The sequence below is a fragment of the Paenibacillus sp. Soil724D2 genome, assembly GCF_001427935.1.
Classification (GTDB): Bacteria; Bacillota; Bacilli; order Paenibacillales; family NBRC-103111; genus Paenibacillus_E.
In genome coordinates this window covers 1-20,827 of the sequence record NZ_LMRY01000013.1, presented here as the reverse complement: position 1 = coordinate 20,827, position 20,827 = coordinate 1, and the positions used below count along the sequence as shown (strand labels likewise).

General features: G+C 40.3%; 20 protein-coding genes and 1 pseudogene. 13 read left to right on the top strand and 8 right to left on the bottom strand.

The features are described 5' to 3' along the window. Positions 1 to 269: 269 nt before the first annotated feature. The gene (locus tag ASG85_RS14920; RefSeq protein WP_057301336.1) at positions 270 to 2,036 is read left to right on the top strand and encodes a right-handed parallel beta-helix repeat-containing protein; all 1,767 of its coding nucleotides are present in this window, start codon (positions 270 to 272) and stop codon (positions 2,034 to 2,036) included. Positions 2,037 to 2,165: 129 nt separating this feature from the next. Beyond that, entirely contained in the window at positions 2,166 to 2,342 is a 177-nt protein-coding gene (gene rpmF / locus ASG85_RS14915; protein ID WP_029193705.1) for a 50S ribosomal protein L32, read from the top strand. Between the two features lie 224 nt (positions 2,343 to 2,566). On the opposite strand, the gene ASG85_RS14910 is transcribed toward rpmF, so the two are convergent. Next, positions 2,567 to 3,478 (bottom strand): hypothetical protein, encoded by a 912-nt coding sequence (locus ASG85_RS14910; RefSeq protein ID WP_060646684.1) that lies wholly within the window; start codon positions 3,476 to 3,478, stop codon positions 2,567 to 2,569. Between the two features lie 893 nt (positions 3,479 to 4,371). Between ASG85_RS14910 and ASG85_RS14905 the strand changes: the two genes are divergently transcribed. The 4 genes from ASG85_RS14905 (at position 4,372) to ASG85_RS14890 (ending at position 7,036) form a co-directional block, all read left to right on the top strand. Next, positions 4,372 to 5,622, top strand: coding sequence for a S1C family serine protease (locus ASG85_RS14905; RefSeq protein WP_060646683.1), 1,251 nt, complete (start codon positions 4,372 to 4,374; stop codon positions 5,620 to 5,622). A gap of 158 nt (positions 5,623 to 5,780) precedes the next feature. Then, positions 5,781 to 6,359, top strand: coding sequence for a TetR/AcrR family transcriptional regulator (locus ASG85_RS14900; protein ID WP_060646682.1), 579 nt, complete (start codon positions 5,781 to 5,783; stop codon positions 6,357 to 6,359). A gap of 21 nt (positions 6,360 to 6,380) precedes the next feature. Then, complete coding sequence (locus ASG85_RS14895) at positions 6,381 to 6,722, top strand: DMT family transporter (protein WP_060646681.1); 342 nt, start codon at positions 6,381 to 6,383, stop codon at positions 6,720 to 6,722. Further along, entirely contained in the window at positions 6,722 to 7,036 is a 315-nt protein-coding gene (locus tag ASG85_RS14890) for a DMT family transporter (protein WP_057301331.1), read from the top strand. The genes ASG85_RS14895 and ASG85_RS14890 overlap by 1 nt, the downstream gene beginning before the upstream one ends. Before the next feature lie 105 nt (positions 7,037 to 7,141). On the opposite strand, the gene ASG85_RS14885 is transcribed toward ASG85_RS14890, so the two are convergent. After that, positions 7,142 to 8,527, bottom strand: a complete 1,386-nt coding sequence (locus ASG85_RS14885) for an MFS transporter (RefSeq protein WP_060646680.1) — start codon at positions 8,525 to 8,527, stop codon at positions 7,142 to 7,144. Between the two features lie 113 nt (positions 8,528 to 8,640). Between ASG85_RS14885 and ASG85_RS14880 the strand changes: the two are divergent. From ASG85_RS14880 to ASG85_RS39160, 3 genes and pseudogenes are all read left to right on the top strand, one after another. Beyond that, positions 8,641 to 8,835 (top strand): annotated as a pseudogene (locus tag ASG85_RS14880) (LysR family transcriptional regulator); the annotation flags it as partial. Positions 8,836 to 8,936: 101 nt separating this feature from the next. Next, on the top strand, positions 8,937 to 9,482 hold the full coding sequence (locus ASG85_RS39165) for a DUF4855 domain-containing protein (RefSeq protein WP_235550136.1): 546 nt from the start codon (positions 8,937 to 8,939) through the stop codon (positions 9,480 to 9,482). Further along, positions 9,470 to 9,892 (top strand): DUF4855 domain-containing protein, encoded by a 423-nt coding sequence (locus tag ASG85_RS39160; protein ID WP_060646677.1) that lies wholly within the window; start codon positions 9,470 to 9,472, stop codon positions 9,890 to 9,892. Before ASG85_RS39165 ends, ASG85_RS39160 begins: the two co-directional genes overlap by 13 nt. 670 nt (positions 9,893 to 10,562) lie before the next feature. Here ASG85_RS39160 and ASG85_RS14865 read toward each other — a convergent pair. The 3 genes from ASG85_RS14865 to ASG85_RS14855 are packed head-to-tail and all read right to left on the bottom strand — an operon-like array spanning position 10,563 to position 14,214. Next, complete coding sequence (locus tag ASG85_RS14865) at positions 10,563 to 11,657, bottom strand: GerAB/ArcD/ProY family transporter (RefSeq protein WP_060646676.1); 1,095 nt, start codon at positions 11,655 to 11,657, stop codon at positions 10,563 to 10,565. Then, positions 11,657 to 12,715, bottom strand: coding sequence for a Ger(x)C family spore germination protein (locus ASG85_RS14860; RefSeq protein ID WP_060646675.1), 1,059 nt, complete (start codon positions 12,713 to 12,715; stop codon positions 11,657 to 11,659). Before ASG85_RS14860 ends, ASG85_RS14865 begins: the two co-directional genes overlap by 1 nt. A gap of 26 nt (positions 12,716 to 12,741) precedes the next feature. Continuing rightward, positions 12,742 to 14,214 carry a spore germination protein gene (locus tag ASG85_RS14855; RefSeq protein ID WP_060646674.1) on the bottom strand — a complete coding sequence of 491 codons (1,473 nt, stop codon included), beginning with the start codon at positions 14,212 to 14,214 and terminating at the stop codon, positions 12,742 to 12,744. Between the two features lie 303 nt (positions 14,215 to 14,517). On the opposite strand from ASG85_RS14855, the gene ASG85_RS14850 reads away from it, so the two are divergent. The 4 genes from ASG85_RS14850 (at position 14,518) to ASG85_RS14830 (ending at position 18,661) form a co-directional block, all read left to right on the top strand. Next, the gene (locus tag ASG85_RS14850; protein ID WP_057301324.1) at positions 14,518 to 15,159 is read left to right on the top strand and encodes an FMN-dependent NADH-azoreductase; all 642 of its coding nucleotides are present in this window, start codon (positions 14,518 to 14,520) and stop codon (positions 15,157 to 15,159) included. A 389-nt stretch (positions 15,160 to 15,548) separates the two neighbouring features. Then, positions 15,549 to 16,454, top strand: a complete 906-nt coding sequence (gene sigJ / locus ASG85_RS14845; RefSeq protein ID WP_060646673.1) for an RNA polymerase sigma factor SigJ — start codon at positions 15,549 to 15,551, stop codon at positions 16,452 to 16,454. 839 nt (positions 16,455 to 17,293) lie between these two features. Next, positions 17,294 to 17,773, top strand: a complete 480-nt coding sequence (locus ASG85_RS14835; RefSeq protein WP_060646671.1) for a carboxymuconolactone decarboxylase family protein — start codon at positions 17,294 to 17,296, stop codon at positions 17,771 to 17,773. Positions 17,774 to 17,896: 123 nt separating this feature from the next. Further along, a complete protein-coding gene (locus ASG85_RS14830) occupies positions 17,897 to 18,661 on the top strand; it encodes an SDR family oxidoreductase (RefSeq protein WP_060646670.1) in 765 nt (254 codons plus the stop codon). A gap of 544 nt (positions 18,662 to 19,205) precedes the next feature. Here ASG85_RS14830 and ASG85_RS14825 read toward each other — a convergent pair. The 3 genes from ASG85_RS14825 to ASG85_RS14815 are packed head-to-tail and all read right to left on the bottom strand — an operon-like array spanning position 19,206 to position 20,606. Further along, entirely contained in the window at positions 19,206 to 19,661 is a 456-nt protein-coding gene (locus tag ASG85_RS14825; RefSeq protein WP_060646669.1) for a hypothetical protein, read from the bottom strand. A gap of 49 nt (positions 19,662 to 19,710) precedes the next feature. Beyond that, entirely contained in the window at positions 19,711 to 20,061 is a 351-nt protein-coding gene (locus tag ASG85_RS14820) for a histidine phosphatase family protein (RefSeq protein WP_060646668.1), read from the bottom strand. Between the two features lie 56 nt (positions 20,062 to 20,117). After that, positions 20,118 to 20,606 (bottom strand): NUDIX hydrolase, encoded by a 489-nt coding sequence (locus tag ASG85_RS14815; protein ID WP_060646667.1) that lies wholly within the window; start codon positions 20,604 to 20,606, stop codon positions 20,118 to 20,120. Positions 20,607 to 20,827: the final 221 nt, after the last annotated feature.

Sequence of the window (20,827 nt, the reverse complement as noted above, 5' to 3'; positions counted from 1 at the left end):
TAGAAGGAGTAAGCTTCGAAAAATAACCTGATTAACAGGTTATTTTTTTTTGATTTTTAGCTTTCTTGAATCGTTAATGTCATTAATAAAAATGAATTTGGGGGAGGAACTCGGTAATTTGTTCACATAATATATATTATGAATTCTTATAAAGGTTCACTCAACAAATTGAATCAAAGTGAGAATATAAGATAATAGAAACGCATCGTTAATTTATAACGTATAATTGAAGAAAATACATAACTTAACGCCGAAAGGTAGGTTTCCTGATGCCAACTATAGACCCAGACGCTGTTTCCGCGCCCACGGTTATCCGTGTTACAGACTATGGAGCAATACCCGATTCGGGTCAAGATGCTGTGATGGCAGTGAAAACAGCAATCGGCGCAGCTAAAGCAATGGATGGTCCTGTCGTACTTGAGTTTCCGAAAGGCCGGTATGATTTTTTTCCTGAACATGCAGCAAAATTAAAGTATTTCATTTCAAACACAACGACTGAGGACGAAAACCCTGATGTAACTAAAATCATTGGTTTATTTTTCAAAGGAATCCGACATCTTATAGTGGATGGTCTTGGATCACTTTTCATATTTCACGGGAAGATGACGATGATCGCGTTGGATCAATGCGAGAATGTGACTCTACGCAATTTTCGTACTGATTTCGAACGTCCTACAATGTCCGAAATAACTGTTGAAGCAGTGGGAAGTCATTATCTGGATGTTCGAACGCATTCCGATTCTTGGTATGTGATTGAGGAGGGGAAGGTGTCTTGGATTGGTGAAGGTTGGAAGTATTCGGACGGACCCGCACAGGAATATGATCCGCTGACGAATACAACTTGGCGTGTTGCTAATCCGGTGTCAATGGCCAATAAGATAGAGCAGCTTAGCCCCTTGCAACTACGGCTCCATTTTGATCATACGCCTGTAACGAAAGTAGGACGAGTGTTTCAAATGCGAGATGGTATACGGGATCAGGTAGGCGTATTTATCAATCAGAGCTTGAACATCACAGGGACCCAACTTCATATACATTACATGCATGGTTTAGGCATAGTCGGGCAATTCAGCGAAAATCTTACGTTTGATGGCTTGAAATTAGCGCCGCGCCCTGAGACAGGACGTACTTGTGCCGCGTTTGCTGATTTTGTACATATGTCTAGTGTGAAAGGAAAAGTAACCATCATCAACAGCCATTTTGAGGGGGCTCATGATGATGCAATCAATGTACATGGAACACATTTGCAAATCATCGAGCAACCTTCTCCAAATCAAATTGTCGTACGATATATGCATGGACAAACCTATGGCTTTGATGGATTTTTTCCAGGAGATTCAATTGATTTTGTTCATGGACATTCGCTTACGGTATATGCCAATAATACGGTGAAAAATTCAGAAATGATTAGCTTGCGAGAGCTGTTACTGACGCTTGAGCAACCCATACCTGAGGGGATTGAAGCAGGTGATGTGGTAGAGAATATTTCATGGACAGCTGAAGTTGAAATTCGTAATAATCGTTTTTTTCGGATACCAACCCGGGGAATTCTTGTAACAACGCGAAAAAAGGTCGTCATTGCAGACAATCATATGAAAGGAATTCAAATGAGTGGGGTCTTGATAGCCGACGATGCGGAAAGTTGGTATGAATCCGGAATTGTAAACGATGTACTAATTCGTAATAATAACTTTATTGAGTGTGGCGTTCCTGTTATCAATATCACACCTGAAAATAAAGAAATGCTTGTGGAGAATCCCGTTCATAGACATATACGCATTGAAGAAAATGAGTTTTATAATCAGAGTCTTCCTCTTCTTTACGGTAAAAGCACGCAGGGACTACATTTTCTTAATAATCAAGTTTTTGGATCATATGTAGGATCAAATGTAGCTAATAGGTCGGATGATACCAATTTTGTCATTCATTTGGAGGCATGCAGTGATGTGATTGTCCAGGGCAATCATTTTTTGGGAGTAAATAAAAATAATGTTAGGTACATGAAACATGATTTATCTATTGTGCCATTGGATTGAAAGTCACTATATACATTCCAACTATATCTTTTTAAACTCGTTTAAATAGAATACTATATTGACAAAGTGTATCTATAAAGCTATGATATCTCTTGTTGTTTTATGAAATGAACAGGAGGTGTTTTGAATATGGCTGTTCCTCAAAGAAGAACGTCCAAAACACGTCGCGATAAGCGCCGTACTCACTTTAAACTGGCTGTGCCAGGAATGGTGAAGTGTGAACAATGTGCAGAATTAAAAATGGCACATCACGTTTGCAAAAACTGCGGTTCATATAAGGGTAGAGAGATCGTAAAAGCTCAATAATCATATGAATGGCATCTTAAATGACACTTCTAAGCAATTAGAGTGTCATTTTTGTTTTTTTGAGCTTGCTTCGAGGGGGATTTTATTAAAATTTTTATTTATGGGATCAAGTTCTTGTCAATTGATGATGACAAGTACTTGATCCCATTCTCGATAGTGATAAGAACATTGTCCCATTTTCGACGGGAGAATATCCTGGGGAACTTACAATTAGTGATTTTGTATTAAGAAGGGGTATAAGATAGACTGGCGCTAAACGAGAGCTGGGTGATATCAGCTGCTGAAGCATCAGTCTCAGCAAGCGTCCTTACACGAATACCAATACGATCACCCGCTGCAACTACTAATGAGCCCCCAACATTTATATTCGTTGCGGTTCGGAATCCCGATGGGTTTCCAGGTGTAATGACCGTATTCGGAAATCCGAATCTAACCGAACTAGTCAGCGGAGTTGTCACGTAGGGTGAAGAACTATGATCAATCCCATTATTAGGAACTGATGGTGCGCGGAATACTGTAAAATCATATTGAAGACCAAGAGTATTTATAGAGACGACAGAAGCAACCAATAAGTCTACACTAATTTGTAAATCTTGAACGATACCCGCAAACGGAATTGGGAAAGCAAAACCACCTGCTTCGGGTGGCATAGTTGATTCTCCGGTAGCGCCAATAACTTCAACCGTATGACTACCAAAACCCATTAAAATTGGAGCAGCTGATACTACAGTTGCACCACTTATGATGATCCCCGTTGAGAATGGAATTAATCCTCCTCCTGGTGGTCCTGCCGGTCCAGTAGCTCCAATTGGACCAGGTATACCTTGAGGTCCTGTTGCTCCTGCTGGCCCTGCTGGCCCTGCCAGTCCGGCTGCGCCAATTGCTCCTGCAATTCCTGCCAGTCCAGCAGGTCCAAGTGCTCCTGCCAGTCCAGCAGGTCCAGTTTCGCCAATCGCTCCTACAAGTCCTGCAAGACCAGCAGGTCCTAATGCTCCTGCAGTTCCAGTGGGCCCAGCTGCTGCTATTGCTCCTCCAAGTTCTTGAAGCAACTGCGGTCCTACTAGTCCTGGAGGTCCTTGCGGCCCTCTCGGTCCTTCTGGTCCTGGAGGTCCTGGAGGACAATTACATCTTCCCATAGTCTCATCTCCCTATTATCAAACGTAATTTATCATATTAAAAACATAAAAAAATAAACACACCAAATACCTATCAACTAAAATTTAGGCTAATAGAGTAATAAATTCGCTGATTTTCTACTCAACTATGTTCTTGTCCCATAGCAATTTGTCTATTCTGGCATTAGATAATAAAAGAGATCGAAGGCTAGGTAAGCTTGAGAGTAGAGAATCGTCCATTAAATAGGTATTATGGTAACTATAAGGAACAGTAGAATAAGAATTTTGGAGCTTTATCAACGTTATCACAACCTAAACCTGAAACTTTATGCCTTTACATCGGCAGATTTAATGTGGAAGGAACATCGAATTATTGGACTTAGCCTGAAGAAGGGGCATATGTAAACAAGGTTCGTTTCCTTTACCTCAAGTCGTCTATAACCGGTGTTTTTTACAAAAAATCAGTAACTATTCAACGCCTAGAGAAGGCGATTGGTAGAAACAAATGTTTCAATAATATCAATTTTTTTAATAAATGGGATCTCCATAACCTATTAAAGCAGTCAAATCTTAAACCCTATGTACCAGACACATATATATATAATGTAGTGAATATATCCGAACTATGAGAGAAATATAAACTTTTATATTTATAGTAGACCGTTGGAAGACGCTTATTTTCTCTCGTAATTTGAGAGAGAATAGACTCTTTCGTACTATTCAAGTAAAACCTCTTGTTTAACAATTCTCGTTAAAACAAGAGGTTTTTTTGCGTCAATCGACACCTTCAGTATACTTTCAGTTAACTTTCATGTGCCTATCAGCCAAACTTAAGTAACACTTCAGGTTAACGCCCTATACTTTTATCTATCAACACAAAACAAATAAACGGGCACATGAAAGGCGGTAATCGTATGAATGAAGATACGAAAAATATAATTAATTTAGATGAAGTAAAGGTTGAAAACAAGATGGGGAGCACCAAATTGAGATCCATGTTTGCAGCTTTTATGGCTGGCGCGGTCGTTGTCGGTGGGTTGATGTTCACGTCGGATAAAATGAATCTGTTTGGGTATGATGCCGGGCCCGTTCAATCAGGCGTCGCCGCTGCTTCAGCCAACTCGGCAGCTGCTGATGTCCAAACTGCATCGTTAACCCCTTCAGGGACGAACAGCATCTCATCCATTGCAAAAGCTACAAGTCCAGCCATTGTCAAAATCGAGACCAAAGTAAAACAGACGAATAATGGACAGAATAGAAGAAATACACTAGGGCAAGGTACTGAAAGCGGAGATACCATTGAAAATGGGATTGGATCAGGCTTCGTTTTCGACGCAAGTGGATATATTTTAACGAATGAACATGTTATTGATGGCGCAGACGAAATCGATGTCTACGTGCAAGGCTATGACACACCGTTTACGGCAAATCTTCTTGGAAGCAGCTATGATTTAGACTTGGCTGTGCTGAAAATTCAAGGGGATAAAGCCTTTCCAGCTTTGAATATTGGTAACTCCGACAACACGCAAGTAGGGGATTGGCTTGTTGCGATCGGTAACCCGTATGACTTCGATTACTCCGTAACAACGGGCGTTTTAAGCGCCAAAGAGCGCACGATCAGCATCGATGATGGGCAGGGCACTCGAAATTACAAACATTTGCTGCAAACGGACACAGCGATTAATCCTGGTAACTCCGGCGGCCCGCTTTTGAATTTGAATGGTGAAGTTATCGGTATCAATACAGCTGTAAATTCTGAAGCGCAAGGAATGGGCTTTGCAATTCCCGCAAGTACGATTAGTTCTGTTGTAGATAAACTGAAAAATAACGAAACGATTCCAAAAGAGCCAGCACCCTACATCGGTGTAGCTTTACAAAATATTTCGGATAATATGCTGGAAGACTTAAAAATTAACAGCACAAAAGGTGCGATAATTGCAGAAGTGCAGCAAGGCACGCCAGCTTTTGTAGCGGGCATTCGTCAATACGACGTTATTTTGGATGTGAATGGCACAGCAATTTCAAGCACGGATGAATTTACAAAAGCGGTGCAGGCCGCGGCCGTTGGAGATAAACTGAAGTTAACAATCTCACGTAATGGTCAAACGATGGATATTACTGTTGAAGTTGGGAATAGAAACGCAGCGACCAGCTATCAAAGTTAATATAAATTGTTTAAACATGAAAAAGATTGCTACTATCTTGCCATTCTGGCTTGGTGGTTGGCAATCTTTTTCATGTTTGGGCTGTCATTGAAGGTAGTTGCCCCAAGACGGAGAACGTGATAGAATGTTCCTGACGAACGTTCGGAAGGATGGATCAAATGACTGCAACTCGAATCAAAGAGGTAGCCCTCAAACAGTTTGCCAATAACGGATATGAAGGTGCGTCGCTTGCAGATATTGCTACGGAAGTAGGCATCAAAAAACAATCCATTTATACACATTTCAAGGGGAAAGATGAACTTTTTCTTGATCTGTTTAACGCTGTGCTAGCCAAGGAATTGAATTTTGTTGTTGAGTATCTCGATCGACATAAGCAACTATCGATTGATCAACTTCTTTATGGCTTTCTTATCCAATATAAAGATGGTTACGAACATGATGACAATACCAAATTTTTCTTACGGGTTGCCTTTTTCCCGCCTTCCCATCTCTATGAGGAGATTGTCAAACAAGGTTATAACTATTTAGATACACTTGAAACGATGTTAATTCCTGTCTTCGATCAAGCGATAGCAGCAGGGAACATCCATTCTGATGTCAGCAGTGAAATGGCGACAGTTGCATTCCTTGCTGTACTGGATGGCATGTTTGTAGAGTTGTTATTTGGAGGAGCTGAAAAGTCGCTTAAAAGGATTGAAGCTTCATGGTTCGTATACTGGCGTGGCATCAAATCGTAAATCAGCAGGAGGATTGTACACATGAATCGAAATTGGATTTATATATTTGTCGGCGCTTTTTTTGAAGTTATTTGGGTTACGGGCTTAAAACATTCGGATACAACGATGATGTGGATAGGCACGATCATAGCAATGTATATTTCTTTTCATCTAGTTATTAGCGCGTCTACCAAGCTTCCTGTGGGGACTGTGTATGCTGTCTTCACCGGAATGGGGACAGCCGGCACCGTATTGGTGGAAATGCTGCTATTCGGAGAGCCGTTCAGGATTCTTAAAGTATTCCTTATTTTTCTGCTTTTATCCGGCGTATTTGGACTCAAATTTGTGACTAAAGAGCAAGAAAAGAAAGGAGCGACAGTCTAATGGCTTGGATTTTTCTCTTGTTTGCCGGCATGTTCGAGGTCGTAGGCGTCGTAGGCATGAACCAAATAAATAAAGCGAAAACCATCCGCTCCTTTAGTCTTTTCATCGTTGGCATTGTTATGAGTTTTATGCTTCTGAGCCTAGCGATGAAAAGCCTGCCGATGGGCACGTCTTATGCGGTCTGGACAGGAATCGGAACAGTTGGCGGCGCAATCGTCGGGATGCTGTACTATGGCGAGTCCAGTGATTGGAAGCGGATTATGTTCATCGCTATGGTGTTAAGCGCTGCGGTTGGTTTGAAATTAATTTCTTGATCGATTATCTATAATCAAAAGGTTGGCTGCAAAACCAGGCTGCGCGGAATGGCGACGCGGTGAAGCTGTCCGCCGCTCAATACGCTGCATTTTTGCTGAAACATGCTACGATTCTTGCAATTGCCCTGATTTCCGGCGCCGCCGACTCATGAATACCAAGGACAAAGCAATTACCGTAAGGATAATCCCAAGCACTCGAAATCCTTCAAAGCTGAAGTTACCTCCCATTACGATGCCTATCAACAATGAAGAGAGAATGGTTCCCAGGTATCTTGATGTATTAAATAATCCGGATGCTACACCGATTATTTCTTTTGGAGAACTTTTGAACAAGGCTGCTTGCATACCGACATTGTTCAACCCGTTGCTAATACCGAATGCAACCAAAGCCAAACACACACTGATAACTGGTGAAGTTTGATTTAATGTCACGAGCCACACCGACCCAAGTGTCATCAGTATTGCGGACACGAGCAATGCCGACCTGGGGCCTGATTTATCGATCCATCGGCCTGCTATGGGAGAAGTAACGAGCGAGCACAAGCCTAAGCTTAGCATGAGAATCCCTGTTTGGAATTCGCTGACATGGCGTACCATTTGCAAGTAGGACGGAAGCCCGAAAAAGAGCGAGTAAAAAAGTACGTTTACGAGCATGAATTCTACATTAACCCAAGTCATCGCAGGATATTTGGCAAATGTGCGCAAAGGAATAAAGGGTGATTTCGCTTTTAACTCATATCGTATGAAAGCCCCTAGTAGAACGAGGCCTATCAGCCCGATAATAACATGACTTAATGAGATTTGCCCGGATGATTTTGCTGAGAGTAAGGAGGCGAGCAGGGCAACCAGACCCACTGTGAAGAGCAGGATCCCTGTCGCATCAATCAAATCAAACCATTTACGAAAGGACATGCCCCGTGCAACGGATGTTGATGGTTCGTCCTTAGGAATATTCCTCCAAGATAATAGAAAGCTCGCCACCACGAATGGAATATTGACGAAAAAGATAGCAGGCCAGCCCCACCAGTGAATCAAGACCCCTCCAATAAAGGGTCCAATGGCTGCCGCTCCGGATAGGAATATAGACAAAACAGACAGCGCAGTCGCTTGTTTCTCCGTAATATGAATTCGCACAATGGCCATTCCAACCCCAACCATCATGCTTGTTCCAATGGATTGCACAATGCGGAACACGATGAGCCACCCAAAGTTTGGCGATAGTGGAGCTAATAATGATGCAACGAAGGCTACAACAAGTCCAGTAAGAAATATCTTCCTGCGACCGAATAAATCACTGGCCTTCCCCATGACAGGTTGAGCGATAGCACTTGCAATGTAGAAAGAAAATATAATCCAGGAAACAACTGTAAAATCAAGTTGGAACACATTTTGCAGCCTTGGAATAGCAACTGAAACCATGGAAGAATTTAATGGGTTTAATAGTATCCCAAGGCCAACGGAAATCATCAACCACCTGCTGCGAGCATTCATTTTGGTCACCCCTCAAAGTGTATTGATGTCATCGTACTTGAAATCGGTTATTTATTCCAATGCATTTTATGTTATGACTTCATTGACTCGAGAGAATGAATGGAGTGTACAAAATGGAACTTCTACAACTGCAATATTTTCTCGCGGTGGCCCGTTTGGAACATGTGACCGAAGCTGCCCGAAGCCTGCACGTTACACAATCGTCACTAAGCAAAACGATTCAACGCTTGGAGGAGGATTTAGGGGTTCATATCCTTCGAGAGTTTCGGAAAAAGCAGCCATATATCCAATTTCATGTGCAAATGCTGATTCTACTGTGGAACAAAACTAGCGTAACCAATACAAGTTAGAAGATCCAATCCTTCGGCAAATGCTAAAGGATTTTTTATTTTGCTGGGTTATTTGCAGGTTGGAGAAAGCTACAGGGGGAATTCGTAATCTCGGGTTGCTCTACAACGGCCATTATGCAGGCGGGAAAGGCGACTGGAGCAAAGAAAGAATTATACCTAATAATAGTTATGTAAACAAGTCTGGTGAGCCAGTGGATTGGATGTTTGACGGTATTCTTTATTTGGGATTGAATACGCCGGAAGGTCATGGATTTAATGGAAGCGCAAACATGAGTGACTGGATCTGGTATCTGAACAAGACCTTTGCAGCCAATGGCGATATGGATCAGTTGAATGCAGCAACGGTCGAGGTTGGCGCGAAATTAAATCAGTCGGATCATAAAACCAAAGTCGTTCTAATGATTCCGGACCCAGGCGAGTATATGAGCAACTTTGGTGATGTTGACGGGGACGGTGTCGTTGAGGACTTTAGAGACTCAATTGGAACTGACAAAGCGCTGCAGAACCGAGCAAAGGCGATACAATGGTATGTTTCAATCAGGCGAAGCAAAAATGGGCCGAAAAAAATTATTCAAACCTTGAGCTTGTCGGCATGTACTGGTTAGAGGAACAGATCAGCACCTCCTCTACCGGCCCTGCCACGTTTAAGCTGGCTAACGATATCGTTCATGCTAAAAATTTGAAGTCCTTCTGGATTCCCCACTCCCTGGCTTACAAAGCTTATATGTGGAAGGATGTAGGGTTTGATGCCGTAGCGTTCCAGCCTAACTATTTCTTCGGAGAATTGGGGTACGACAAGCTTAAAGACGCTTCCAATATTGCCAAACAATACGGTATGACGAATGAGCTTGAATTCGATGACCGTATGGTGAATGACAGCGTATTCCGCGAACGCTTTGTCGATTATTTGAACAGCGGCGTAGAAACGGGGTTGGTACAGCCAAGCATATATCGAACGAGGCAGCAAATGTACTGCTTCGCGATGCCCAGACACTGTAAAAAGCATATAACATGATTGAAAAGCAGGCCTACTTCTAACTAAGGGGTCTGCTTTTCAGACGAAGTTCAAGATGTTTTTCTAGGAGAAGAAAATGAAAAGGAAAGGGAAAGGGGGAATGGGGAAAGAGAGAGCATAATGGATATATGACAAAAGTGTGAAAGTGGATTGCTAAAAAAACAGTATATTGGATGGGGACAGTGTTCCTATGCAATTATATAATACTAATGAAAGAAGTTTTGTAGAGTTTTTATGACCGAATGAACGTACTTGAAGGGAGTAATAAGAATGAATAATTCGAATAGAAACAACTACGAGCAAAAGATGGATGGTCTTCTCCCATTAACAGTAATTTTGTTCTTATCGATATTCTCAGGGTTCTTTTACTTTTTGATTAAGCACTTTTTATGAAAGTTAATGAACATTCTATTTCGTATCTAAACAACATTTATGAGTTCATTTAAGAAAAGTCCACAAACATAATTGTGAAATCACTAAAAAACCTTTATAAATAAAGGTTTTTTTCTTTGTTTGGAAATTCCGATATGAAAGATATTGAGTGCGAAAGTTAACCAATTTGTCGCCCTAAGATAAGCTATAGGCTTAAGTAGCAGCAATTTTCCTCCTTAATTATCCTGGTAAGGCTACCTCTTGATAGATGAAGAGGTACAATAAATCAGTTTCTGATTTATTTGACAACATCGCTTTTAGACCTTAATGCAACGCTAGTAATTATAAATAGTAACGGGATATAGGCAAAGATGAAATAAAATCCTAACTCATGAATGAATTTTTCTAATACATCGATCTCCATTCGTTCGTTAAACGTAAGCGCGACGATGAAAAGGGCTGCCAGTGTAATAGGTAAAGACACTCCAGGTTTAAGCGAAGCAACTCTTTTCATAATTCTTGTACAGCACCAAATAGGGATACAAACCGTTGGGATGATAACCAGAAGCCACATAAATACATAAAGATATTCGAACCTTGCAATGAAGGATAACTCAATGATTTTCGACATCGCCAAAGTTGGCCATAGCGTATGTTTCAGTAGTCCCTGACTAAAATACATGAGGGTTACAATAATTATTGCCGTGTATTTGAATGTAGTGAATAGCAAGGCGAAATGCGCCCATTTTGCGTTTTTTTCAGGTAATTTTAAGAAAGGAAAGTAAATAAGCAATGCTTCAAGCCCGAAGAAAATGAAACTGGAAGATCTAGAACCTTTAAGCAAATCAAGAAAAGAATGATTGAGTAAAGGTAATAAATGATGGATATTGCCTTGTCGAATCGGAAAGTAAAGCAAAAAGAGGAAGGGGATCAGAGCTATGTAAAAAAAGCTAAACCCGGCAACAACCCTGAACCCGCCGGATACGACATAATATATTGTGCAAATTAAGAAACCTGCCAAAGCCCATGTTTCAAAGTTTGGAAATACCCACACTTGAATGATTTCAATGTAAACTCGGAAGTAAAATAGAGCCATTAGGAAATAGTATCCGACTAATAATAGAGAAACGGCATTGCCTATGAATTTGCCGAAAATCGTTCGATGTAAGTCAATTACGTCTTTAGCTGGATTACCGAGCATCTTATAAACCATCCAGATGATTAAATGCAAGCTCAAACCCATTAGGATAATCGATATCCAAGCATCTTGACCGGCTTCCACCAAGATAAGACTTTGAAAATTAAAAATGTTAGCGGCTGCCTGGGAAACGCCGATTAAGAAAAATACAAAGTATCCGGATATTGTGTAATTTTCCTGTACCCGATTCTGCACTAATGCCCAACCCCTGAGTGTAAAATAATAATCTTCGTATTAACTTCAAAATCCAGATTAGGATAGATTTTTCCATAAAATTCATTCTCGCTATACTTTCTATGCTGCCACCTATATTGCTCTCCGAAGCCGATAGGATCGACGTTGTTCTTTTGTAATCGGATTAGCATCGTTTTAATTTCCGATGATAATTTATCTTCGATTTGCTTCTTTACTTCATGCGAATCGTCTTTTTTCTGAATGTTAATTTTTTTCGGAATTCCTCTAAGCGCTATGGATAATTTAAGGGATATCGTTGTCTTTCCGTTTTGCGCGATAGCTATTTTGCTCTTTCCGCGCAGAATGATAAAGGAATACATATCTTTTTGACCGGTAATGAAATCATATTCGCCTGTCAGGGCTTTGTCTTTAAGAAACTTTAAATATAATCCTTCTTCGTTGGTTAACCAAAGTTTTAATTCGTCTCCTTTAAAGACGGCGACACCATCCATATGTAATAAGCCCTGATCTTTATTGATAACGGGTAAATAAACATCCTGGCCTTCTCCATAGTACTGATTTACGAATGAATGATAATTTGTCATCGGCGTATTCCCATGGTACATGTTTTGTTCGATAAGCTCCGATAAGAAAAAGGGTGTTTTTTTTGAGGTTTCAGATATTATAGAGCTAGCTTGTTGTTTTGTTATAACAAGGGTAGCATTGCTGCTTTTAATGAATTCTCGATTGATGTAGTCGGCAAGCTCAGAGATGGCTTCTCTTGCGAATTTTTCGCTAATTACCAATGTGCGCATTTGTCCCAATTCGACAGGTTGAGAAGACTTGGTAGTTAGGGCTGTGAAAATCCCGTAAATGTTTTTCGACTCCGCGGTTATCGGGGATACGGATTTTTGCCGGGAAGCTTTTATATATGTTGGATAAGAAGTGCTCATCTTAATCGTCTCGCCTTCGACGTCAACGCCCATGCTTTGGATGATATTTATCCGGTCTGTTATCCGTTTTTGTGCGCAACCGGATAATAGGCAACAGCAGAAGAGAGCTAGGATATGCCCTTTCATTATTTCATCCTCCTATCAACACAACATTATTCATTATTATAGTCGTCGCCGATATCTTTATTTTTTTGTGCGGAAAATCTTTTTGTCGAGAGCGGACGCGTAGTAAAAAATCGATTAGAAAGAAGGGTGAAGGAAGAGCGGATAAAACTGTCGCTGTAACTGTTGTGGCGAAAAGGGAACAGGGGCACGATATACGGCGAACCCAACGATTTCAAACGTAATAAATGGCCTAAAATAAACATTATCCCAATCATTATGCCTAAACCACCACATAAGGATGCTAAGACAATCAATGGAAAACGCAAAAACCGAATTGTGTTGGAGATTTTAAAGATAGGCGTGGTAAAGGAAGCCAATGCAGAAAGAGAAACGATGATGAGCAAAATATTACTGGTTAAACCGGCTTGTACCGCTGCTTGCCCAAGTATGATACCTCCTACAATGCCCAACGTTTGACTGACTTTTGTAGGTAATCTGGACCCGGCTTCGCGCAACAACTCGATGGTTATTTCCAAGAACAGGACCTCCAGCAAAGGAGGAAAGGGAACGTTCGTTCTGGATTCTATAATCGGACCTAAAAGATCCCTGGGAATGACGGTGTAATGAAAGGTGAGAATCGCAACATAAATGGAGGTGGCCAGAATTGAATACGCAATCCCAAAATAACGAATAAGACGAAAGAACGAACCCATAATCCATGGTAAATAGTAATCTTCGGGAGAAATAATAAAGTTAAATAAACTGACGGGTCCCGTAATTACAATAGGAGAACCGTCGCATAGAATGGCTACTTCCCCGTTTAACAAAGAATACTTGATTCTGTCCAGGCGTTCACTGGACAAGAATAATGGGAAGGGAGAATTCGAGTTGTCGGTAATAAGTTGTTCCAGAAGAGAAGTCTCAAACAACACGTCATAATCTAGATCCAAAAGCCTCTGCCTTGCCGTATTTACATATTGAAGATTGGTAATACCCTCCAGATAAGCGATAGCGATTCTCGTTTTTGAAAGTGAACCAACGATGTGTTCCTCAAATATAAGTTTTTCGGTTACAAGCCCTCTTCGAAGTAAAGTCAAATTGGTATCTATATTTTCGACAAAACCGAGTTTCGGACCGATTACGCTGTATTCATTTTCGGTATCATTATGAACACGATGGCCCAGTTTTAAATCTGCGATGTCCACGATAAGTCCTTCATCTAGATGAGGATCTATTTGAAGAAAAATTGAACCGTGAGCCAAACTTTGTGGAATTTCTTCCAGGTTTGAAGAAATTTTGATTCCTTCAATGGGAATCAAGGCTTTTAAATCATGCAAATTTTTGATTTCACAATTCGAGGTTTGAATAAAAGAGAGTAAATCATGGTGATATTGTTCATGGTTTATAAGCGTTTTATAGTAAGAAAAATGAATTAGTTTATCTTTTATATTAATGGTTGTTTGTAGAAAATCATCTGATTTTAAGATCTCTCTTAAAGCCTTATGTATATTTGGGATCATACGACGTACCACCTGTCTAAGAAAAATAACTCGTCTTATTATGATGTTCTGATGTTGAAGTTATCCCTTTATTTTACAACATAGAAGTACTCAAGAACTTATGATCTGATTTTGATGAGTGATGAGGAGAACTACTAATATTCTTTGACGATTGAGGCTATATTACAGATGTGCTGAAATTACTTTTACTTTGGATTTCCCGATTATTAACCTGCTATCGAAATTGTTTTGTTTTATGTCACACATTGAAGTCACCAATTGTCTTAATAGTGTAAAAAAACACATTAAAGGAGATTAACCAAAATGGCAACAGTATTGTATATTACAGCTCATCCGCATGATCACCAGAACTCTTATAGTTTAAGTGTTGGAAAAGAATTTATTAATGAATATCGAGAAGCTAATCCTACCGATGAAGTACTGCATCTTGATCTTTATCAAGTAAATATCCCGCAAATTGATGCAGATGTATTTAGCGGATGGGGAAAATTAAGTTCTGGCACTGATTTTAATCAGTTAAGCACAGAAGAAAAAGCGAAAGTAAGTCGTTTAGGTGAACTGGTAGACCAATTTGTTGCTGCAGATAAATATGTATTTGTTAATCCAATGTGGAATTTTTCTTTCCCACCAGTTATGAAAGCATACATTGATTCTATATGCGTTGCGGGGAAAACCTTCAAATATGTTCAGGATGTAGGTCCAGTTGGGTTACTTGGTGATAAAAAGGCTGTGCATATTCAGGCAGCTGGTAACTTCTATTCGCAAGGGGGACCATTTGCAGACTTTGAAATAGGTCATCGTCACTTAACTATGATTATGAAGTTTTTTGGTGTTCCTTCATTCGAAGGTATCTTTATTGAAGGTGTCGCTGCAACGCCGGATCAAGCACCGGCAATTAAAGAGAAAGCCATCCAGAAAGCTCGTGAATTAGCTCGAAAGTTTTAATAACAAGGACAAAGTGGAACATATCCCTATTGAAAAAGAGTCTTCTAAGACTCTTTTTTTCTTTTCAGTCGTTAACAGTGAAAATGGGCAAAAGGGCTATATTCGATTATCGTATTTACATGTTGAAGATTGATAATACCCTCCATATAAGCGATAACAATTCTCGTTTTTGAAATAGAACCAACGATGTGTTCCTCCAAATACAAGTTTTTCGGTTGTTTCTTCAGATGGATGTCATTTTGGATTAAAAATTGTTTAGATTTGTGTCACATATGGGCACCGTCAATTGTCTTATCAATGATCATTTCTACATCGTATGGGTCATTTCATTTTGTCAATAATAAGCTAAAAAAGGCTTGTTTTAACCAACTTACGAAGGGGGGGATATAATGCAAAGTTATACCATTGAACCATCATCGAATAACATTGAAGATTTATATAGAACCTACAAACCTCATTTATTTGCAATTGCTTACCGCATGCTTGGCTCTCGATCGGATGCAGAGGATATGGTTCAAGATTTGTTTATTAGCATGCATGGATTTTTAAACGACAACATTCAAAATTTTAAGTCGTACTTAAGTAAAATGATGATCAATCGTTGTTTGAACGAGTTAAAATCAGCACGAAAAAAAAGAATAAGCTACGTAGGCAATTGGCTTCCAGAACCAACCGTGCAAATGATTGAGCATAGTCCATTAGATCGTGTTGAGCGTCAGGATACAATGTCTTACGCATTTCTTATTCTTATGGATAAACTGACACCCTTGGAGCGAGCGGTGTTTATTTTAAGAGAAGTGTTCGAATATGAACATAGTGAAATTGGAGAAATGTTCAACAAAACAGAAGTCAATTGCCGCAAGATTTACAGTCGTATCAAGAAAAAAGTAGACGCATCCAATGAAAAAGATGAAATTCTTTTATCACATCTACACGAGGAAAAGGAAAGGGTAAGCCGTTTCATTGCTGCTCTTTCGAACGGTAACATTCAATCCCTGGTGAACATGTTAACTGAGGATGTCATTTTCATTGCTGATGGCGGGGGAAAAGTGTCTGCCGCAATTAATCAAATTTACAATAAGAAACGTGTGCTCACCATATTGAATGCTCTTTCATCAAGTCGATTTCCTGCATCTAAAGCGCAGCTTGTCGAGGTTAATCATCAGCCAGGTATATTGATAACCAAAGAGGGGATTTCAACTGGGGTCATTTGTTTTGATTGGGATATCGAGACGATGGCTATTCAACGGGTTTACCTGATTGTAAATCCGGATAAATTACAGAATTTAAACTGAGTTTGAAGGATCAAAAAAAATGATGGAATTCAACAACGCCGAGAAAGAAAGGGCCATTTAAGAGAAGATCCTTGATCTCATTCAGATCAGGGCGTTGCAAATGAATGGTTGCCATTGCCCAGAACATGAAAAAGATTGCCAACCACCTGGCCAGAGCGGCCGGTAGCAGGCAGTCTTTATTTGTTTAATTGGAAAGGTCATTATAGGCTGAATTTATTAAATATAGGGTTTCTCAACAATGCGTTTATGAAGATTATGGGAATTAAGACTCTGAACGATGTCACATATTCATATCACCAATTGCCTTATTATTATCAAACAAATTTGATCAGAAAAGAAAGGGATGAAGACAGCTTGAGCAATTGTCCTGTTTGCCTTGTAGGTATTGTTGAGCCAATTGGTTACGTCGAATTAAAGGAGGGACCATTGGAATTCAAACTGTGCCAATTTCCACCGACTAAAAAAGAAACAATCACCATTGGGATATGTAGTCGGAAATCATGTCAGCATATAAATATGGGGGCAGTTCCGGAATCCCTTACTCCAGCCAAGAATTTATTGAAGGAGCTTATTCTATCACTTGAAAAGAGAACTCGGTAAAAGCAATAACACGATTTCATACCCACGATATGCTAAAAACGACTGACCAATAAACTCTTCGAGACGCTAGAGGAGCAGAAAAATCGAATGCTACAAATCCTGAATTGATGCAGATGTATTTAGCGGATAGGGGAAATTAAGCTCTGGCACTGATTTTAATCAATTGATCATGTTTTATGTCACACATTGAAGTCGCCAATTGTCTTATTAGTGTCAAACAAATTAGGAGGTACACAATTATGACGCAACGTGTAAATTATATGGAGCAATCTCCTGAACTTTTCAAAAAAATGGTGGAGTTCAGCTTAGCCGAGAATAAAAGCTCAATTGAAAAGAAAATACTAGATCTTATTCACATCAGGGCATCACAAATGAATGGATGCGGATTCTGCCTGGACATGCATATGAAAGAAGCCAAGATTCATGGTGAGCGTGAGCTTCGCCTATACCACATCTCGATTTGGCGGGAATCGACGCTATTTGATTCGCGTGAACGCGCTGCGCTGGCATGGACCGAGATTCTGACCAAGCTGCCTGAGCATGGTGTGCCCGATGAGCTGTATGAACGCGTTCGCGATCAGTTTACTGAGAAAGAAATTTCGGATCTGACTTTCTCCGTTATGGCTATTAATGCTTGGAATCGTATTAACGTAGCATTCAAAACGGAACCGGGCACAGCTGACGCCGCATATGGTTTGAACAAAGCTGGCTTGAGCTAATCAGTTACAGAAGCAAAGAAGCAAAGCATAGTTCACTTATATAAGCACTTTAGAACCTAAATAGAATATATGTTTAGACATTATTACTTGCTCTTTATGGGCAAAAAAACTAGGAGGATTAATATGAAAATTGTAGTTATTGGCGGCAGTGGGTTAATTGGAAAAAAACTTGTAAACAACCTTCGTCAGCTTGACCATGAGGTAGTGGCAGCATCACCTTCCTTAGGTGTCAACACGATCACTGGTGAGGGGCTGGCAGAAGCGCTTAGCGGCGCACAGGTTGTTGTCGACGTGTCAAACGCGCCTTCGTGGGAGGACCAAGCAGTTTTGGAGTTCTTTGAGACGTCTACTCGTAATCTCCTTGCTGCTGAAGAAAACGCCGGAGTAAGTCATCATGTTGCGTTGTCGGTCGTTGGTACCGAACGCCTTCTCCAAAGTGGTTATTTCCGTGCGAAAATGGCTCAAGAAGAGCTAATCCGGAATTCCAAGAATCCTTATACGATCGTCCGCGCAACGCAGTTCTTCGAATTCGTCGGTGGCATCGCCGATGTGGCTACAGAAGGGGAAACCGTTCGTTTGCCTTCCGCCCTTATGCAGCCTATCGTTTCGGATGACGTAGCAGCCGCGTTGGCCGATTTCACACTTGGGACGCCAGTGAATGGCATTGTCGATGTGTCCGGTCCAGATCAGATTCGTATGGACGAATTCGTTCGACAATACTTTAGCGTAACTCAAGACAAACGTCAGGTGGTCACAGACGATAACGCGCTCTACTACGGATCGATAGAGGTGAATGATCAATCTCTCGTTCCAAATGGTGATAGACCCGTGAGCATCACTACGACACACTTCCAAGATTGGCTCAGCCGCTCTGCATCTCAGGGGTAATTCTCCAAGACAGAGTCACAAATTTTTTATGTAGAACATAGAAGCTTCCAAAAATAATTAAGAATGTGAATGAAAGGAGAACCGGTTGTTTACGGTTCTCCTTTTCTATTAGTTTAGTGTCTACTCAGGACCAGAAGGGGTTCGCTAATTACGTGCCTGCATTACGATTTCACCACACGATCCCATTCATATCAGGGCATCGTAAATGAATGGGTGCGAGACCTCGACACACGAGTCGGGTGGTGACAAGAACAATAAATATCCGCCTAAACGGGATTCAGGAGAAAATCAAAGAGGAATTAGGGGCAAGCCCAAATCCAAAGAAAGTACATATTCATAAAACCCGTATTTTATACATATGTCTATAATTCAGTTTCTATGCCTTGCTTCGATACTTTTTGAGTAAGACTTAGCATTAGAAGTGCATTTTTGTCTTTTTTGCGAACTTCGTAAATTCGTCATGACTTAAGTTATTCGCGAAATCATTCAACTATCCTGCCCAATAGCTTAATGAAGCCGCCACATATGCCAACAGCCTCGAGACTCAAACCCTATTTCTTAAAGCATAAAAATGATTTACTGATTTGTCCTCGATGTCTGTATCAAACCTAATGAGATACTTAAGTTTCACATCCCAACAATGAAGGTTTAGATTCTTAGAGAGCAATTTACATATTTCAAAGGCATCAACTATACTTCCTTCGTCTTTGTATATGTTTGTCCGGAGCGATATTATTTCAGCTTTTTCAGCCACGGTTCCGGCGTTAAGCTCAATCTCAACTTTACTTTTACCGTTGTCATACAGATAATAACAAGCATCATCAAAGGAAGGCCACTTAGCTTGAGGTGAGTAGTTCCTCAAGCAGTCCACGGACTTAAGAATCTGGACCGCGTCGTTAAAATCAAAATTGAAAGGACCCACGAAATCCATACCCATGTCAGTCAACTCAGGCATATTTCCCGCAGGATATAAAATTAATTGATAGTCCCCTAATCCCATGGTTGCCTCCTTTATCACTTTCAAGTCTTTCAGTTAAATATTATGTTCATTATAATGATACACGGTGCGTAGCTACATTGCTCGACTCGCCACCCTCATAACACAAATCTAAATCGTAGTACGTTTGTCGAAGCATTTCACGCCAATCGGGGTGACTTTTTACAGATAATATCCTTTCGATCAATCGATTATCTGTTACAATTTCGATACCAAGTCTTTCAGCTAATGGAGAAATTGTTCGATAAGCCCTTTCATAAGGACTTGAAATAATATAATCAATGTTTTTCGGTATAAGAAACTCAGTAAGTTTGTTTGCCTGATTTAGACCTAAATCCGATAATCGTGCATCAGCAGATTGTCCTTCTGCTTGACAATGTCTGACTATAAATACATTTTTCAATTTTAAAAATACCTCCTAACAATCCGATAGTAAATCAGAGCACATGTAGTATAGTTTTACATCATTTCAATATATTTTAAGTAAAATATAATTCCTGCTCTATCTACATTGGAAAATTGGAGGGGATCCTCATTCATTAGTTGTCTTAATTCTCCTACGGTAATCCATTTGGGGTTCTTAGTTTCATCACCTAATTTTAATAACTCACCTTGTACTCTACAACGGAAGTACACACCAACCGAATCAAAGGGTCCATTAATGGTCTGATAAACCCCGAAGGGTTTTATACATTCCACTTCAAAACTTGGATCGATACCCACTGTATCAATCCTTGTATCCTCACCTTCTATTTCTACTACATCAAGCCCAGTCTCTTCCTTTACTTCTCTAATAAGTGCTGTTACTAATGATTCGTATTGTTCTATTCTCCCACCAGGAAGTTCAATCCGTTGAGATTCACCAGGTTTATTTCGTGTTTGAACTACAATTTCGATTGTTCCATCCAAAGTTCTTTCAATTATTGCACGAGAATTAACTAAAAACATACGTCATCACAGCACCCTTCTTTTTCTTCCATGTAGATTTCTAGATTCTCCCAATAATCCCTCCATGAAAGCTATTAAATCCACTCTCGTTATTACAGTAACCTTCTCCGTTACTTGAACTAGAGTAAAGGGCTGAATATTCAGCCCCTCCTCATCAAACCGTACATGAAGTTTTCCCTCATACGGCTTTCCGATGTTCTTCAATCATGAGCATGCGGATT